The sequence below is a fragment of the Rhodococcus sp. 2G genome (assembly GCF_001886355.1).
Taxonomy (GTDB): Bacteria; Actinomycetota; Actinomycetes; order Mycobacteriales; family Mycobacteriaceae; genus Rhodococcus; species Rhodococcus pyridinivorans.
In genome coordinates, this window is the sequence record NZ_CP018063.1 from 4,390,244 (window position 1) to 4,405,294 (window position 15,051).

Sequence of the window (15,051 nt, forward strand, 5' to 3'; positions counted from 1 at the left end):
GTGAAACCACCCGTCAGGAGCGCCGCGGCTTCGTGAACGGGAACGCCAGCGACTCGCGAATGCTCCCTCCGAGTACGAGCATCACGATCCGGTCGACACCCATACCGAGGCCGCCGGTGGGAGGCATCGCGTATTCGAGTGCTTCGAGGAACTCCTCGTCGAGTTCCATCGCCTCCTCGTCACCGCCCGCGGCGAGCAGCGACTGCTCCGTGAGGCGAGCACGCTGGTCGAGCGGATCGGTGAGCTCGCTGTAGGCGGTCCCCAGCTCGACACCCCAGGCGACCAGGTCCCACTTCGCCGCGACACCCGGCTTGCGAGGGTGCGGCCGGGTCAACGGCGACACCGAGGTCGGGAAGTCGGTGTAGAAGGTGGGGAACTCCGTCTTCGATTCGACGAGGTGCTCGTACATCTCCTGCGCGGTGGCGCCGGCGTCCCAGGCCGGGTTGTAAGGGATCTCGTGCTCGTCGCACAGGCGTCGCAGGACGTCGACGGGGGTCTGCGCGTCGACGAACGTCCCGAGCGCCTCGGAGATCGCGTCGTGGAAGGTCTTGACGGGCCACTCGCCGGAGATGTCGATCTCGACCGGGATACCGTCGGGTCCAGGCCGCAGGATGATCTCGCGTCCGTGTGCCGCGCGGGCCGCTGCCTGGATCAACTCGCGTGCGACCACCCGCATCTTCTCGTAGTCGCTGTGCGCCTCGTATGCCTCGAGGATCGTGAACTCCGGGTTGTGCTTGAAATCCGCACCCTCGTTGCGGAACACCCGGCCGATCTCGAAGACCTTCGCCATGCCCGCGACGCACAACCGCTTCAGATACAGCTCGGGGGCGATCCGCAGGTACAGATCGGCGTCGTAGGCGTTGATGTGCGTGATGAACGGTGCGGCGTTCGCGCCGCCGTGCACCGACTGCAGGATGGGGGTCTCCACCTCGAGATAGCCGCGCGCCTGCAGTTCGTCGCGTAGCGACCGCACCACCGCGCTGCGTGCCGCGAGGTGGTCGCGTGCCCCGCGGTCGATCGCGAGATGCAGATAGCGTTGCCGCACGCGGGCTTCCGGGTCGACGAGGCCGTGGTACTTGTCGGGCAGCGGATGCAGGCACTTGCCGTCGATGCGCCACGAGTCGGCGAGCACCGAGATCTCGCCGGTGCGGCTGCGTCCCACCTCGCCCGACACCTCGACGAGGTCACCGAGGTCGAACAGGAAGCGTTGTCCGGCAACCCGTTGCCGGTCGATGAGGATCTGGATGTCGCCCGACCAGTCGCGCAGCACCGCGAACAGCACACCGCCGAAGTTGCGGATGCGCAGCAGGCGTCCCGCCACGGTCACCGGGGTGCCGGACTTCGCGGCCCGGGCCTCGGCGGCCGTGTGGGTCGGGGGATGCGCGACCGGATAGGGATCGACACCGTGCTCGACGATCCGCTGCAGGGTGTTCATCCGCACCTGGACCTGTTCGGGGCGGCGACGTCCGTGCGAGACGGCGGGCGTGCCCTCGGCAAGCTCGACGTCGGGTGCGCTGCCGTCGTCGTGCAGTTCTGCCGCGGCCACCTGGTCCTCGGGGAACGCCGAGTGTGTTCCCGTGTGCTGCTGGGTGTTCCGGCGACCGAAGGTGGGGAGGGTGAGGAAGCCCTCGGCGATCGCCGACGCGAGCGCGACGCGCGGGATGAGCCGGTTGTCGCGGAAACACAGGAAGCGGGGCACCCATTCGGGGTGGTACTTGACGTTGGACCGGTACAACGCCTCGAGCTGCCACCACCGTGAGAAGAACAGCAGGATCGACCGCCACAACCGCAGGATCGGGCCGGCACCGATCCGCGCGCCCTCCTCGAAGACCGACCGGAAGACCGCGAAGTTCAACGAGATCCGCTCGACGTCGAATTCGGCACCGCGTGAGGCGAGCTCGGAGACCATGAGTTCGACGACGCCGTTGGGGGCCTGCGGGTCGCGGCGCATGAGGTCGAGTGACACGCCGTCCGATCCCCAGGGCACGAGCGAGAGCATCGCGACGACCTTGCCGTCCGCGACCGCTTCGACGAGCAGGCAGTCGCCGTCGAGCGGGTCGCCGAGCCGGCCGAGGGCCATCGAGAAACCGCGCTCGTTTTCGGTGTCGCGCCAGGCCTCGGCGCGCTGGATCGCCGCCGACAGCTCGATGGGTGACAGTTCGCGGTGACGCATGATCCGCGCGGTCACACCGTGTTTGCGGGCGCGGTTGACGGCCTGCCGCACCGGTCGCATGTCGCGTCCGGCGAGACTGAAGTCGCGGGTGAGCAGGACGGCCTCGTCGCCGAGTTGCAGCGCGTTCAGACCCGCACGGTGGTAGGCCGTCGCACCGTCCTCGCTCGCTCCCATCACCGCGGGTGTCCACCCATAGGCGCGGGCGAGGTCGAGCCATTCGTCGATGGCGTGTGGCCACGCTTCGGGGTTGCCGATCGGATCACCGCTCGCGAGGCACACGCCGAGTTCGACGCGGTAGGTCACCGCGGCCTTGCCGCTGGGGGCGAACACCACGGCCTTGTCGCGGCGGGTCGCGAAGTAGCCGAGCGAATCGTCGCTCTGGGCGAGCAGACCGCGGATGGCCGATTCGTCACTGCCGGTGAGCGCGTTGCTCGCTCGCTGTGAACGGAACAGCACCACGACCGCCGCGAGCACGGCGAGGGCGCCGAGGAGGCCGAGGATCGTGTTGACCAGCCCGTTCGGGCGGCCACCGAACTGGTCGTTGTCGATGAACGTCAGCGCGGTGACGCGGTTGAGCGCCCACAGGAACCGGTCGGTAGCGGGCAGGGTGCCGGGGAACAGTTCCACCAGGCCCCAGCCGATGAGCGTCGCGACGACCAGACCACCCACGAGCACACCGAGTGCGGCCCAGGCGTTTCCGCGCCGCACGCGCGTGTAGAACTCGGGATAGGACAGCAGCAGGAGCGCGACGATCAGCAGGTGGACGACCAACGCGACGAGGTGGTTCGGGTCGCGCTCGACGATGCTCATCACGAGATTGGTGATGGAGAATCCGCCGAGGTAGATCGTCAGGATCCACCACGCGATGCGTTTTCGGCCGGCGATCGCACCGGCGAGCAGGCCGAGGACGAGCGCGAACGACAGGCTCGTGTCGGGGGCGTCGAAGTAGTACTCGTCGAGATATTCGCGCGGGGCGTGGATCCAGTAACGCAGGGTCGGGGAGATCGACCACAATGCGACCACGACCGCGTAGATGCCCAGGATCAGGCCGAAGATGTGCGGTACGGCGGACAGACGTCCACCGACACGGTCGGTCAGCGACGGCCGGGAGGGCGGTCGGGCGTCCTCCACCGGACGCGGGCGCTCGACAGGAGCGGCGGAATCCGCAGACATGGAATAGAACGGTAACGGGCAAACGCGGCAGCCGTGGGACGAACGGCCGCGGGACCGGATCACATGCCCGGTCCCGCGGCCGCTCTCATCCGCTCATGCGCGTGTCAGTAGCACTGCGCGCTCAGCGCGCTCATGAGCGCGGCGCTCCCGCGGTCGCGACGTCCTCGGTGGCGTCCGGCTCGGACGGTTCGGCCCGCGCCAGCTTGCTCGGCCACCAGATCTTCTTGCCGATGTCGATCGTCAGGGCCGGCACCACCAGCGACCGCACGAGCAGCGCGTCGAGCAGGACACCGAAGGCGACGATGAACGCCAGCTGAGCCAGGAACAGCAGTGGGATCACCGCCAGCGCCGAGAACGTGGCCGCGAGCACCACGCCGGCGGACGTGATGACACCACCGGTGACGGTCAGCGCCCGCAGGGTGCCCGCACGGGTACCGACCTTCTTCGTCTCCTCGCGGACGCGGGTCATGAGGAAGATGTTGTAGTCGATACCCAGCGCCACGAGGAAGACGAACCCGAACAGAGGCACCACCGGGTCGGCGCCCGGGAAACCGAACAGGTGGTTGAACACGAGCGACGAGACACCGAGGGTCGCCGCGAACGAGACGATCACGGTGAGCATCAGCAGGATCGGTGCGACGACCGCCCGCAGCAACGCGATGAGCACCAGCAGCACCACGAGCGTCACAACCGGGATGATGACGGTGCGGTCGCGGGTCGCGGTGTCCTTCGTGTCGAGGTCGACGGCCGTGGGTCCGCCGACGAGTGCCTCGGCCCCGGGCACGGCGTGCACCGCCTCGCGGATGCGTTCGACGGTCTCCTCGGCGGCGAGGGAGTCGGCGGGATCCGAGAGCGTCGCCTGCACCGCGACCAGTCCGTCGACCACGCGCGGCGCGCCGTCGGGGCCGGGGACGGGCTGGACGGTCGTCACGCCCTCGACGCCCTCGGTGGCGCCGACGACACCCTCGAGCGCGCCTTCGCGGGCGACGACGATGCTGGGCGAACCGGTGCCGGCGTCGAAGTGCTCACCGAGCACCTCCTGGCCGGACTTCGAATCGGTTTGCAGGAGGAACAGATCCGAGGACGCGACACCGCTCGCCTTGAACTGCGGTGCCAGCAGGGCGAAGGCGACGAGCACGAGGCTGCACACGATCCAGATGGGACGCGGCTTCGACCCGACGAAGTCGGCCACCCGGCCCCACACCTTGTGGGACTTCTGCATGTCGTCGGCGTCGGCGTTCGGGTCGTAGACCGGGCGGGTGGGCCAGAACGCGACGCGGCCGAGCAGCACGAGCACTGCGGGCAGGAAGGTGAGCGACGCGAGGAACGACGTCGCGATGCCGATGGCGGCCACCGGGCCGAGACCGCGGTTGGAGTTCAGGTCCGACAACAGTAGGCACAGCACACCGAGGATGACGGTGCCGGCCGACGCCGCGATCGGCTCGATCGAGCCGCGGAGCGCGCTGCGCATCGCGGCGTACTTGTCCTGCTGCAGTCGCAGTTCCTCGCGGTACCGGGAGACCAGCAGCAGCGCGTAGTCGGTGGCGGCGCCGAACACGAGGATGAACATGATGCCCTGGCTCTGGCCGTTGAGCGCGATCGCTCCGGCGTCGGCGAGCACATAGATCAGCAGGCTCGCGAGGGCGAGTGCGAACAGCGCCGAGATGATGACGACGAACGGCAGGATCGGGCTGCGGTAGACCACCACGAGGATGACGAGGACGACACCGCCCGCGACGAGCAGGAGCAGTCCGTCGATGCCGCCGAAGGCCGACGACAGGTCGGCGGCCTGCCCGGCGGGGCCGGTGACGTAGACGGTCAGGCCGTCCGGTGCGCCTTCGAGGGCCGTCCGGAGTTCCTCGACGGCCTCCTGGACCTCCCCGGAGGCGTCGAGCGGCACGATCATCTGCGCCGCTGCGCCGTCCTCGGACGGGATCGGCGGCGGTCCTGCCGATTCGGTGGCGAGGAAGGCGAGGTCCTCGTCGGTGATCCCACCGTCGCGTTCGGCGACGACGATCGCGGGAATGAACTCGCTCTCGTCGAACTGCGCGTACAGCTCGTCCGCGCGGGTGGATTCGGCCGATGCCGGGAGGAAGGTGCTCGCGTCGTTGGAGGCGACCTCGCTGAGCTTGCCTGCGAACGGGCCGCCGCCACCGGCGGCCACGAGCCACGCGATGAGCAACAGGGCGGGTAGCAGCCACCGCCATCGGCCGGTTCTACGTGGGGGCGCGGTAGCAGTGCTCAAGATTCCTCCTGGCGTGAACGGATATGTCGACCCACGCGGGGGCGTGGACGCCTACCGGCGTGTGATCGAACTCGAGCGCGACGACGCGACCGGTGGCGACTCTCCGGTCGCGGTCTCGGACCCGGCGACCCTGCGCAGGCTCCTGCACGAGATCGTTCGTTCCCACAGCGCTCCTCGTGACAGCCCGCGGAATACCCATGATCGGGAGATTCCACCCCTTCACGGGGTGTGAGCCGGCCCCCGCCCCGGGAAACGGAGAGATTCGCCGGATGAGCGCGCGGTAGGGTTCCGCATGGTCTCCGCCCACCGGACCCACGCCGACGTTGTCTCCGCACTGCGAGCGGCCGGGTGCGTGTTTGCCGAGGAGGAGGCGCAGCTGCTCGTCGAAGCCGCTCCCACACCCTCGGATCTGGAGCGGCTCATCGCGCGGCGGGCCGGCGGAGAACCCCTCGAACACGTACTGGGACAGGTCTTCTTCCACGGCAGGCGCATCGCGGTGCGAGAGGGGGTGTTCGTCTCCCGTCGCCGCACCGAGTACCTGGTGGACTGCGCGATCGAACTCGCGCGGCCCGGCGCCGTGATCGTCGACATGTGCTGCGGGTGCGGTGCCGTCGGTGCCACGCTCGCCACCGCCGTCGAGGCCTGCGAGGTCTACGCGGCCGACATCGATCCCGTCGCCACCGCGTGTGCCCGCCTGAACCTGCCGCCCCACCGGGTGTTCGTCGGCGATCTGTTCGACGCCCTGCCGGGCACGCTGCGCGGTCGCGTCGACGTGCTCGTCGCCAACGCGCCCTACGTGCCGTCGGGGGCGATCGCGTCGATGCCGCGGGAGGCGCGCTGCAGCGAGCCGCGACATGCACTGGACGGCGGACCCGACGGACTGGACGTCCACCGTCGGCTCGTCGCCGACGCGGGTCGGTGGCTCACCGACGGTGGGTCGCTGCTCGTCGAGTCGGCCGCGTCGCAGGCACCCGTCGTGCGCGACCTCATGACCCGGGCCGGACTCGACGCCGACACGCGGGGTTTCGAGGAGGCCGACGCGACCGTCGTCATCGGCACCCGCCGATGACGTGCTCGCTGCCGCGAACATGTCAGTCGAGCGGCAGCTGAGCGAAGATCGCGGTCGGCTGGGTCGACCCGCCCGTCGGTTCCACGCTGAAGGCGAGCGCGGTGGCACCCGAGATGTCCTCGAGCACCGCGGTCGTCGACGGCGCGACGTCGTCGGGTGTCATCGTGCCTGCGGGCTCCATTCCCTCGGGCCCGACCAGCCACATCTGGTAGACGCTGCCCTCGGCCGGCGGGGCGACGTTGTTCATCACCAGCACGCCGGCGTCCTCCTCCTTGGAGAACACCACGGTCGCGGTGCCGCCACCATCGAGCTCGCCCGACGAGGTCCGTACGTCCTCGGCGGCGAAGACCCGCTCGCTCGTGCCCGGCTCGGACGTGTTCTGCCATTGACCGGCCACCACGACGCCGCCGATCGCGACGATCACGGCCGCTGCCGCGGCGAGCAGGAAGTTCCGCTGTCGGGCCTGGCGGCGCTCGTCGAGGGAGACGGGCGGGGGAGGGTGATCATCCTCCGCCCGAGGTGCCTCGGTCGCCTCCGGGTCACCGGGTCGTTCCGTGTGCGTCTTCTCGGCGGGCGTCTTCGCGGTGAGTTCGGCGTGGACCAGATCGAGCAGTCGCACCCGGAGTCCGGGCGGCGGCTCGGTCGCGGTACCGGCCGACATCGCTGCGAGGACCTCGCGGACCTCGCGGACCTCGACGCCGAACCGTTCGGCCACCTCCGGGTCTGCTTCCGCGAGTCGCTCGGCAAGCTCTCGACATTCGTCGGGCGTGACGGCATCCAATGCGAAGACGGGTGCCATGTCGAGCAGATCGCGCGAGGAATCGTTCGCCTCGTCAGCCATCCACAGTCACCCCCAGACAATTCTTCAGTCGTTTCAGGCCGTCCCGGATGCGCGACTTGACCGTCGGCAACGGGGACGAAAGTTCTTCTGCCACTTCGGTATACGTAAAGCCTCTGTAGTAGGCGAGCTCGACCGAGCGTCGCTGCAGTTCGGTGAGCGAACCCAGACACTCGTTCACCCGGCGGCGATCGTCGCGCTGCGCTACCTCCTCGCTCACCGAGTCGAAGGCCGCGTCGACGTTCGTCGAACCGTACTGCGACTCGCGGTCGGCTCCGGACTGTTCGCTGCGGACCCGGTCGACGGCACGCCGATGGGCGAGCGTGATGATCCACGACAGAGCGGAACCCTGACGCGGGTCGTACTTGTCGGCCGACCTCCATACCTGGAGGTAGACCTCCTGGGTGGTCTCCTCGCTGTAACCGGGATCCCGCAGGACCCGCAGCACCATGCCGAAGACTCGGGAACGCGTCGCGTCGTACAGTTCGGCGAACGCCGTAGGGTCTTGCCGGGCCACCCGCCCGAGCAGTTCGCCGAGGGTATCGGTATGGCCTCCGACGCCGGTCATCGGCTCAGTCCGCTCATCGAGGGGAAGCCTAGCCTGGACCTTCCCTCCACTCAAGGCAACCGTGTCGACCACGAGCGTCACCCCATCCACATCCGAGCACGTAGAACAGTCGTGAGATCGGCCGGCAGCCGTTCGCCGCTGACGGTCGCGGTGAACACCGGGACGCCGGGTCGCCGCAGGGCGACCGAGACCGCGAACGTGTCGCCGGCCCGGGTGATGATGTCGATCTCGTCCGAGCGCAGCGTGTAACAGTGCCGTCCGTTCCGGCGCGAATGGATCTCCGCGACCACGCAGGCCAGGGAACCGCTCGGATCGTGACACCAGAACAGGTTCAGCGGATCCGATCCGAGACCGAGGCGCCGGATGTTCAGCAGCGCAGTGATGCGCCCGACCGGAACCCGCACCCCGTCGGCCACGAGCTGATCCTCGACCCGCCCGCGAAAGGTGTCCGAATCGCTCGCGACGAAGTGGTCCCACGGCTCGAACCGCATCAGCGTGCGCAACCACCAGGACGAAGGCATCGACTCGTCGACATCCATGACCCAGCCGAAGCCGCGGTACTCGAGCGAGGGGCGCTCGGCCGAGCCCTGCGCGTGGCGGACGAAGGTCCGGTAGATCGCCGGCGCGACCGCCTCCCGGCCACCCGGGAACTCGACGTCGTCGCCGATCATCGCGACTGCGCGGGGAAGGTCAGGATGCATGGTCGTCTCCGGGGCACGGGGTCGGTTTCCCCGACAGTGTGCACGTGAGGAAATCGGCTGTGGTGCCGACCGGACGCCCACCGGGCAACACGAATACGTGAGCCGGTCGGAGATCCTCGACGTCGTCCATGACCTGCATTCGGAGCCGACCGCAATACGGATGGGTCGAACACCGGATACCGATCCGAGAAAAAATCTCTCGATCCGACCCATCCGGGCCGACCCGAGGTTCGAATGACCGGTGACACACCTGATCGACGTGGCCGTTTCCGGCCACGGCCTACGAAGGGAACCACAGTCATGAACATCACTGCGCGCAAGAGCCTGGCCGTCGTCGGAATCGGTGCGATGTCCCTGCTGGGTGTCGCGGCGTGTTCGGATGATTCGGGCACGGACACCACCGACACCACCACGATGGAGACCACCCAGGAGACAATGCAGGAAACCACTACGGCTGCAACCGGTACCGCAGCCCCCGCTGCCGGCCCCGTCGGACCGGGCTGCGCCGATTATGTCGCCGCGAACCCTACCGGCCCGTCGTCCGTCGAGGAACTCGCGAACCAGCCTGTCGCCGAGGCCGCCGGAAACGTGCCGATCCTGACCACTCTCACGCAGGCACTGTCCGGCCAGCTCAACCCCGACGTCAACCTGGTCGAGACGCTCAACGATGGCGAGTTCACCGTCTTCGCGCCGGTCGACGACGCGTTCGCCGCCCTGCCGCCGGAGACCGTCCAGACGCTGCAGACGGATTCGGCTCTACTGACCGACATCCTCACCTACCACGTGGTTCCCGGTGAGCTGACCCCGGCCGATATCGCCGGCACGCAGACCACCGTCCAGGGCGGCACCGTCGAGGTCGCCGGCGAGGGTGAGATGTGGACCGTCAACGACGCCAACGTGATCTGCGGTGGCATCGAGACCGAGAACGCCACCGTGTACCTGATCGACGGCGTTCTCATGCCCCAGCAGTAACCGATACCGGACGACGGAAAGGTAGAAGGCATGCGTAGATCCCGACACGGCGTTCGGGGGCTTGCGGCGGCGTTCATCGCCGCCGCAGGCGCGCTCCTGTTCGCCACGCCCGCCGCCGCAGCGCCGCTCACTCCGGTTCCCGAGCTCGACGTGAACCGGTATGTGGGGCAGTGGTATCAGCTCGCCGCCAATCCGGCTCCCTACAACATCGACTGCGCTCGCGACACGACGGCGTTCTACACGCTGCTCGACGAACGCAACGTGCGCGTGGAGAACTCGTGCACCACGTTCACCGGTGATCGTCGCGGGATCATCGGGAACGCCCGCGTGAACGACACTGCCGCACTGCATGTGTCTTTTCCGGGGGTACCCTTCCAGGATTCGCTCGACGGACCGAGCAACTACATCGTCACGTACCTCGCGGACGATTACTCGTGGGCAGTCGTCGGTGACCCGACGCGCATCTCCGGATTCGTGCTGTCGCGTTCGCCCGTCGTCAGCGACGACGCGTGGCGCGAGATCCGGAACGTCGTCGAGGCGAGCGGGTACAACTCGTGCCTGATGCTCACCTCGCCCACCACCGAGGGACTGCAGGACATCAAACCGCTCTGCGCCGTGTAACTCTCGGTCGATCGTGGTGGTGTGCGGATCCCGAGGAAGATCCGCACACCACCCAGATCCGTCGTCCCGAGAGCATCCCCTCGCGAATTCGCCATCCGCTACGGCAATTGCTGCAGCGGATGGCGAACAACGTAGCGGATCGCTCTAGCGGCCGGCGGTGCCCGCGATGTTCTCGAGCATGCCGCGGAAGATGATGCCGTGGAAGGGAACCAGCGCGTACCAGTAGAGACGACCGGCGACTCCGCGCGGGAAGAAGATCGCCCGCTGATGCACGCGCGACCGGCCCGACTCCAGCGGTTCGACCCGCCACTCGAGCCACGCTCCGCCGGGTGCCCGCATCTCCGCGCGCAGGCGCAGCAGCGTCGGACGTTCGATCCGTTCGACGCGCCAGAAGTCCAGGGCGTCACCGGTATGCAGGGTTTTCGGGTCGCGGCGACCGCGGTGGAGTCCGACGCCGCCGACGAACCGGTCGAGCCAGCCGCGGATGGTCCACGCCAACGGGAAGGAATACCAACCGTTCTCGCCGCCGATGCTCTCGACGACGGCGAACACCTTCTCCTGGGACGAATCCGACTCGAGTGACCGCTCGTCGGTGAAGACGACCTCGCCGGCCCAGTCCGGGTCGGACGGAAGCGGATCGGCGGGTGCACCGACCGGTGATGCGTTCGTCCACGTCGTCTCGACCTCTCCCCGTTCGATACGGCCGAGGGCGAGCCGGACCGCGTCGCGGTAGCCGGTGAGGCCGGATTCCGGTGGGGGGATGATCGAGTCGACGTCATGGTTGCGCATTACCGCGTCGGTCGACAGCGATTCGAGGAGCGCGCGACCGAGAGGCGGAGGAATCGGCGTGACCAGACCGATCCACAAACCGGCGAGCTTCGGTGTGAGGACGGGCAGGACGAGGATCCGGCGTTTCGTCAGACCGGCGACCTCCGAGTACTGCTGCATCATCTCGCCGTACCGCAGGACGTCGGGCCCACCGATGTCGTAGGTGCCACTGCGGGGGAGGGGTGCATCTGCGGCAGCGAGCAGATAGTGCAGGACGTCGCGCACCGCGATGGGCTGGATCCGGTTGTTCACCCAGCGTGGGGTCGTCATGACGGGGAGCCGGTTGCTCAGATGCCGGATCATCTCGAACGACGCCGAACCCGAACCGATCACGACGCCGGCCTGCAGCACGAGCGTCGGAACACCGGAATCCGTCAGGATACGTCCGACCTGGGCCCGTGAATACAGGTGCGGTGAGAGATCACCCGACTCCGGGTGCAGCCCACCGAGGTACACGATGCGGGAGACGCCGTGGTCGCGTGCCGCGTCGGCGACGTTCTGCGCCGCTCGCTTCTCCGCGTCGACGAACTCGTCGCGACCACCCATCGAATGCACCAGGTAGTACACGACGTCGATGTCGCGGCATGCCGCGCGCAGCGATTCGGCGTCGTCGAGGTCGCCACGGACGATCTCGACGTCGTCGGCCCACGGCACGTCGCGCAATTTGTCGGGGCTGCGCGCGAGCACCCGTACCCGGTAACCCGCCTCGAGCAGGCGCGGAGCGAGCCGGCCACCGATGTAGCCGGTCGCTCCGGTGACCAGGACACGTTTTCCGCTCACGGTTCCTCCAGGATGTGGCCGAGTTGGTGGCGCAGCGACGCTTCGAGATCGAGACGCCGGAACCGGTGCCCGGCGTCGATCAGCGCCTTCGGGACGACGAACTGATCGGCCTGGGCGACCTCGCGTGCACCCTCGTCGCCGAGCAGCAACCGGGGGCCGAAACCGGGGACGGGCAGCAGTGCGGGACGGTGCAGCACCGACGCCAGTACCCGGGTGTACTCCTCGTTGCGCACCGGCTGCGGTGCAACGGCGTTCACCGGTCCGGTCAGGCCGGGGTCGGTGAGGGCACGGTGGTAGACCTCGAGGAGGTCGTCGATGTCGATCCAGGAGAACCACTGCCGGCCGTCGCCGATCCGGCCACCGAGACCGCTCGCGAACAGCGGCCGCATCAACTGGAGCGTTCCGCCGCGGGGTGTCTGGACGATGCCGGTGCGCACGTGCACGACCCGCATGCCCTTCTTCTCCGCGGGATGTGCCGCGGCCTCCCAATCGGAGACGACGTCGGCGAGGAAACCCGTTCCACGTGATGCGTTCTCGTCGAGCGGTGTGTCTCCTCGGTCGTAACCGTAGAGGCCGATCGCGGACGCGGAGACGAAGGTCGCGGGACCGTTGGGTGTGGTCGCGGCGAGTTCGGCGAGTCGGCGTGTCGGTTCGATGCGGCTGTCGCGGATCGCGGCCTTGTGGGAGTCGGTGAACCGTCCCGCGATCGACGCGCCCGCGAGGTGGACGACGGCGTCGACGCCTTCGAGTAGGTCGGGCGCCGGATCCTGAGGGTCCCAGCATCGTTCGTCGGTGCGCTGCGGTTTCCGGCGCACCAGGCGGACTACCTGGTAGCCACCCGTGGACAGGAAGGCCGTCAGGGCAGTACCCACGAGTCCGCTCGATCCGGTCACCGCGACCGTCCCGGGTCGGATGCCCTGCGCGTGCGACCAGCGGTGGCTCGCGAGATCGTCGGCGAGCTGGCGGTGCCGGTAACGGAAGGTCTGGGTGAGGAAACAGCCCGGTACCGGCGTGTCGACGCGATCGGTGACGCGGGTGCGGAATTCGTCGACGACGTCGAAGCGGTGTTCGTGGCGCCACGAGCCGATGACGGTGGCGGGGCGCGACAACAGGCCGTCGTGGGAGAGTTCGTCCACGAAACGTGCTGGCGGGTCGTAATCCTCGGGTCTGTGCCGGGAGATCCAGCGCAGACCGCCGGGGAGACCGAGGACGGCCGTACCGGATTCGAGGGAGTCGGCCTCGGCGACGACGTTCATCGGCTGCCAGGGCGGGATCAGGCGGAGGATGGCGCCGGGCCGGGAGTGCCAGTCGAACACCTCGTCACGCGGTGCGTCGACGACGCTCGAGAATTCGATGCCCATGCCCTACCTCCTGTTTGCAGTGATGCTCACCCGGTGGTGACGGCGCCGGGGCGCCCGGTGGTGACGGCGCCGGGGCGCCCGGTGGTGACGGCGCCGGGGCGCCCGGTGGTGACGGCGCCGGGGCGCCCGGTGGTGACGGCGCCGGGGCGGACTCCTGCACCGTATCCACTCAAGCAGGAAGGACGCTGATCAGAAAGGTGTATGCGTCGACGAGCGGGTTGTGGATGGCCATGAAAGCTGCCTCGACGAGAGCGCGCACTGCGATGTCCTTTCGTTGGGTGTACGGCGAACAGGTTGTCCGTCCAGAAGTTGTTCGGAGCACCGCCACGACCGGATGGGTCGTTTCGCCGTCTTCTTCATCGGGGTGAGCGAATCCGCTCGTATCTGTCCAGAGCGACGCGGCGTTCGTGTGCGTGATCGACGACCGGTTCCGAGTATCCGTCCGGAGGGCCGTCGGGCAGGCTGTGCACACGAGCGCCGTCGATGCTCCGCAGCTCGGGTACCCATCTGCGTACGTATTCACCCGTCGGATCGAACTTCTCGCCCTGCCGGGTCGGATTGAACACCCGGAAGTAGGGAGCGGCGTCGGTGCCGCTGCCCGCCGTCCACTGCCAATTGTGTTGGTTGGAGGCCAGATCGCCGTCCACCAGATGCTTCATGAAATGTCGCGCCCCACGCCACCACGGCAGGTGCAGGTCCTTCGTCAGGAACGACGCGACGATCATCCGCACCCGGTTGTGCATGACGCCCTCTGCGAGGAGCTGCCGCATCCCGGCGTCCACGATCGGGAATCCCGTGCGGCCCTCGCACCACGCGGCGAACAGGGCGTCGGCGTCGGGTCCGGAATCGTAGGTGATGGCGTCGAAGTCGCTGTTGTAGTTGGTCCGGGCGGTCTCGGGCCGCTGGAACAGGACGTCGGCGTAGAAGTCGCGCCACGCCAGTTCGCTGCGGAAGGTGACGGCCCCCTCGTCCGACCGGTTCCTCATGTCGTGCAGCAGGGTCCGCGGATGGATGCAGCCGAACTTCAGATAGGGCGACAGGCCGCTCGTGCCGTCGTAGGCCGGCCGGTCACGGTCGGTGGCGTACCGCTCGAGACCGTCGTCGAGGAATTCGCGCCATCGCTCCAGTGCGGCCGCCTCTCCGAGGGGAGGTGTGGGTTCGTCGCCGGCTTCGGGAATCGGCACGCGTGTGGAGCAGCCGCTCGGGTCGACCCAGTCGGCGGTGTCCGGTCCGGTTGCTGCGGGTGTGTGCCATCCGTGGTCGTTCCAGGCGCGGCGGAAGGCCGAGAACACCTTGTATGCAGTGCCGTCGGGTTTCGTTATGCGGCCCGGCGTGACGGCATACGGCGAGCCGGTGGCCACCAGCGGGACGTCGCCGAGCGCTTCGGCGACCGCTCGGTCGCGTCGCGTGCCGTAGGGACCGTGGTCGGAACTGATGTGGACCGCGGCCGCATCGAACTCGGCGGCGACTTGCGGCACCAGCATCATCGGGTCTCCCTGGACGACGAGCAGGCGCCCGTCGAGATCCCGGTCGAGGGCTTGCAGGCATCCCATGAGGAAGTCGCGCCGGCGGGCACCGGACGGGCGGAGCAGTGCGTCGTCGAGGACGAACAGGGCGAGGACGTCGTCGGCGGCCTCGGTGGCCGAGAGCAGGGTGGGCAGATCGTTCAGTCGGAGATCACGACGGAACCAGATGATGCTGGGGCGGGCCATGGATCCAGTG

The 15,051-nt window shown here is 68.4% G+C and carries 12 protein-coding genes; 3 read left to right on the forward strand and 9 right to left on the reverse strand.

The features are described 5' to 3' along the window. Positions 1-13 precede the first annotated feature (13 nt). Both lysX and BO226_RS20870 read right to left on the reverse strand, forming a co-directional pair. The gene (gene lysX, locus BO226_RS20865) at positions 14-3,346 is read right to left on the reverse strand and encodes a bifunctional lysylphosphatidylglycerol synthetase/lysine--tRNA ligase LysX (RefSeq protein ID WP_442971519.1); all 3,333 of its coding nucleotides are present in this window, start codon (positions 3,344-3,346) and stop codon (positions 14-16) included. A gap of 130 nt (positions 3,347-3,476) precedes the next feature. Beyond that, complete coding sequence (locus BO226_RS20870) at positions 3,477-5,591, reverse strand: MMPL family transporter (RefSeq protein ID WP_197481820.1); 2,115 nt, start codon at positions 5,589-5,591, stop codon at positions 3,477-3,479. A 292-nt stretch (positions 5,592-5,883) separates the two neighbouring features. Between BO226_RS20870 and BO226_RS20880 the strand changes: the two genes are divergently transcribed. Next, positions 5,884-6,660 carry a putative protein N(5)-glutamine methyltransferase gene (locus BO226_RS20880; RefSeq protein WP_019290411.1) on the forward strand — a complete coding sequence of 259 codons (777 nt, stop codon included), beginning with the start codon at positions 5,884-5,886 and terminating at the stop codon, positions 6,658-6,660. Positions 6,661-6,682: 22 nt separating this feature from the next. Here BO226_RS20880 and BO226_RS20885 read toward each other — a convergent pair whose 3' ends face one another. The 3 genes from BO226_RS20885 to BO226_RS20895 all read right to left on the reverse strand — a co-directional run bounded on the left by BO226_RS20885 (position 6,683) and on the right by BO226_RS20895 (position 8,767). Further along, positions 6,683-7,501: an anti-sigma factor gene (locus BO226_RS20885; RefSeq protein ID WP_064256002.1), complete on the reverse strand. Its 819-nt coding sequence runs from the start codon at positions 7,499-7,501 to the stop codon at positions 6,683-6,685. Then, positions 7,494-8,066, reverse strand: a complete 573-nt coding sequence (locus BO226_RS20890) for a sigma-70 family RNA polymerase sigma factor (RefSeq protein WP_024102602.1) — start codon at positions 8,064-8,066, stop codon at positions 7,494-7,496. Before BO226_RS20890 ends, BO226_RS20885 begins: the two co-directional genes overlap by 8 nt. A 77-nt stretch (positions 8,067-8,143) precedes the next feature. After that, on the reverse strand, positions 8,144-8,767 hold the full coding sequence (locus BO226_RS20895; protein ID WP_064256001.1) for a DUF1365 family protein: 624 nt from the start codon (positions 8,765-8,767) through the stop codon (positions 8,144-8,146). A 300-nt stretch (positions 8,768-9,067) separates the two neighbouring features. Here BO226_RS20895 and BO226_RS20900 point away from each other — a divergent pair, with 300 nt between their 5' ends. Next, positions 9,068-9,739: a fasciclin domain-containing protein gene (locus BO226_RS20900; protein WP_064061457.1), complete on the forward strand. Its 672-nt coding sequence runs from the start codon at positions 9,068-9,070 to the stop codon at positions 9,737-9,739. 30 nt (positions 9,740-9,769) lie between these two features. Then, entirely contained in the window at positions 9,770-10,360 is a 591-nt protein-coding gene (locus BO226_RS20905; protein ID WP_024102605.1) for a lipocalin family protein, read from the forward strand. Between the two features lie 144 nt (positions 10,361-10,504). Here BO226_RS20905 and BO226_RS20910 read toward each other — a convergent pair whose 3' ends face one another. The 4 genes from BO226_RS20910 to BO226_RS20925 all read right to left on the reverse strand — a co-directional run bounded on the left by BO226_RS20910 (position 10,505) and on the right by BO226_RS20925 (position 15,041). Next, positions 10,505-11,968: an SDR family oxidoreductase gene (locus BO226_RS20910; protein ID WP_019290405.1), complete on the reverse strand. Its 1,464-nt coding sequence runs from the start codon at positions 11,966-11,968 to the stop codon at positions 10,505-10,507. After that, the gene (locus BO226_RS20915; protein ID WP_064256000.1) at positions 11,965-13,329 is read right to left on the reverse strand and encodes a TIGR01777 family oxidoreductase; all 1,365 of its coding nucleotides are present in this window, start codon (positions 13,327-13,329) and stop codon (positions 11,965-11,967) included. Before BO226_RS20915 ends, BO226_RS20910 begins: the two co-directional genes overlap by 4 nt. A 26-nt stretch (positions 13,330-13,355) precedes the next feature. Beyond that, positions 13,356-13,502 (reverse strand): hypothetical protein, encoded by a 147-nt coding sequence (locus tag BO226_RS20920; protein ID WP_156895302.1) that lies wholly within the window; start codon positions 13,500-13,502, stop codon positions 13,356-13,358. A 183-nt stretch (positions 13,503-13,685) separates the two neighbouring features. After that, on the reverse strand, positions 13,686-15,041 hold the full coding sequence (locus BO226_RS20925; RefSeq protein ID WP_064255999.1) for a cryptochrome/photolyase family protein: 1,356 nt from the start codon (positions 15,039-15,041) through the stop codon (positions 13,686-13,688). Positions 15,042-15,051 lie beyond the last annotated feature (10 nt).

Bases quoted from the DNA above. Each gene is read 5' to 3' on its own strand.
- lysX (WP_442971519.1), bottom strand. From the start codon at position 3,346: ATGTCTGCGGATTCCGCCGCTCCTGTCGAGCGCCCGCGTCCGGTGGAG.
- BO226_RS20880 (WP_019290411.1), top strand. From the start codon at position 5,884: ATGGTCTCCGCCCACCGGACCCACGCCGACGTTGTCTCCGCACTGCGA.
- BO226_RS20885 (WP_064256002.1), bottom strand. From the start codon at position 7,501: ATGGCTGACGAGGCGAACGATTCCTCGCGCGATCTGCTCGACATGGCA.
- BO226_RS20890 (WP_024102602.1), bottom strand. From the start codon at position 8,066: ATGACCGGCGTCGGAGGCCATACCGATACCCTCGGCGAACTGCTCGGG.
- BO226_RS20895 (WP_064256001.1), bottom strand. From the start codon at position 8,767: ATGCATCCTGACCTTCCCCGCGCAGTCGCGATGATCGGCGACGACGTC.
- BO226_RS20900 (WP_064061457.1), top strand. From the start codon at position 9,068: ATGAACATCACTGCGCGCAAGAGCCTGGCCGTCGTCGGAATCGGTGCG.
- BO226_RS20905 (WP_024102605.1), top strand. From the start codon at position 9,770: ATGCGTAGATCCCGACACGGCGTTCGGGGGCTTGCGGCGGCGTTCATC.
- BO226_RS20915 (WP_064256000.1), bottom strand. From the start codon at position 13,329: ATGGGCATCGAATTCTCGAGCGTCGTCGACGCACCGCGTGACGAGGTG.
- BO226_RS20925 (WP_064255999.1), bottom strand. From the start codon at position 15,041: ATGGCCCGCCCCAGCATCATCTGGTTCCGTCGTGATCTCCGACTGAAC.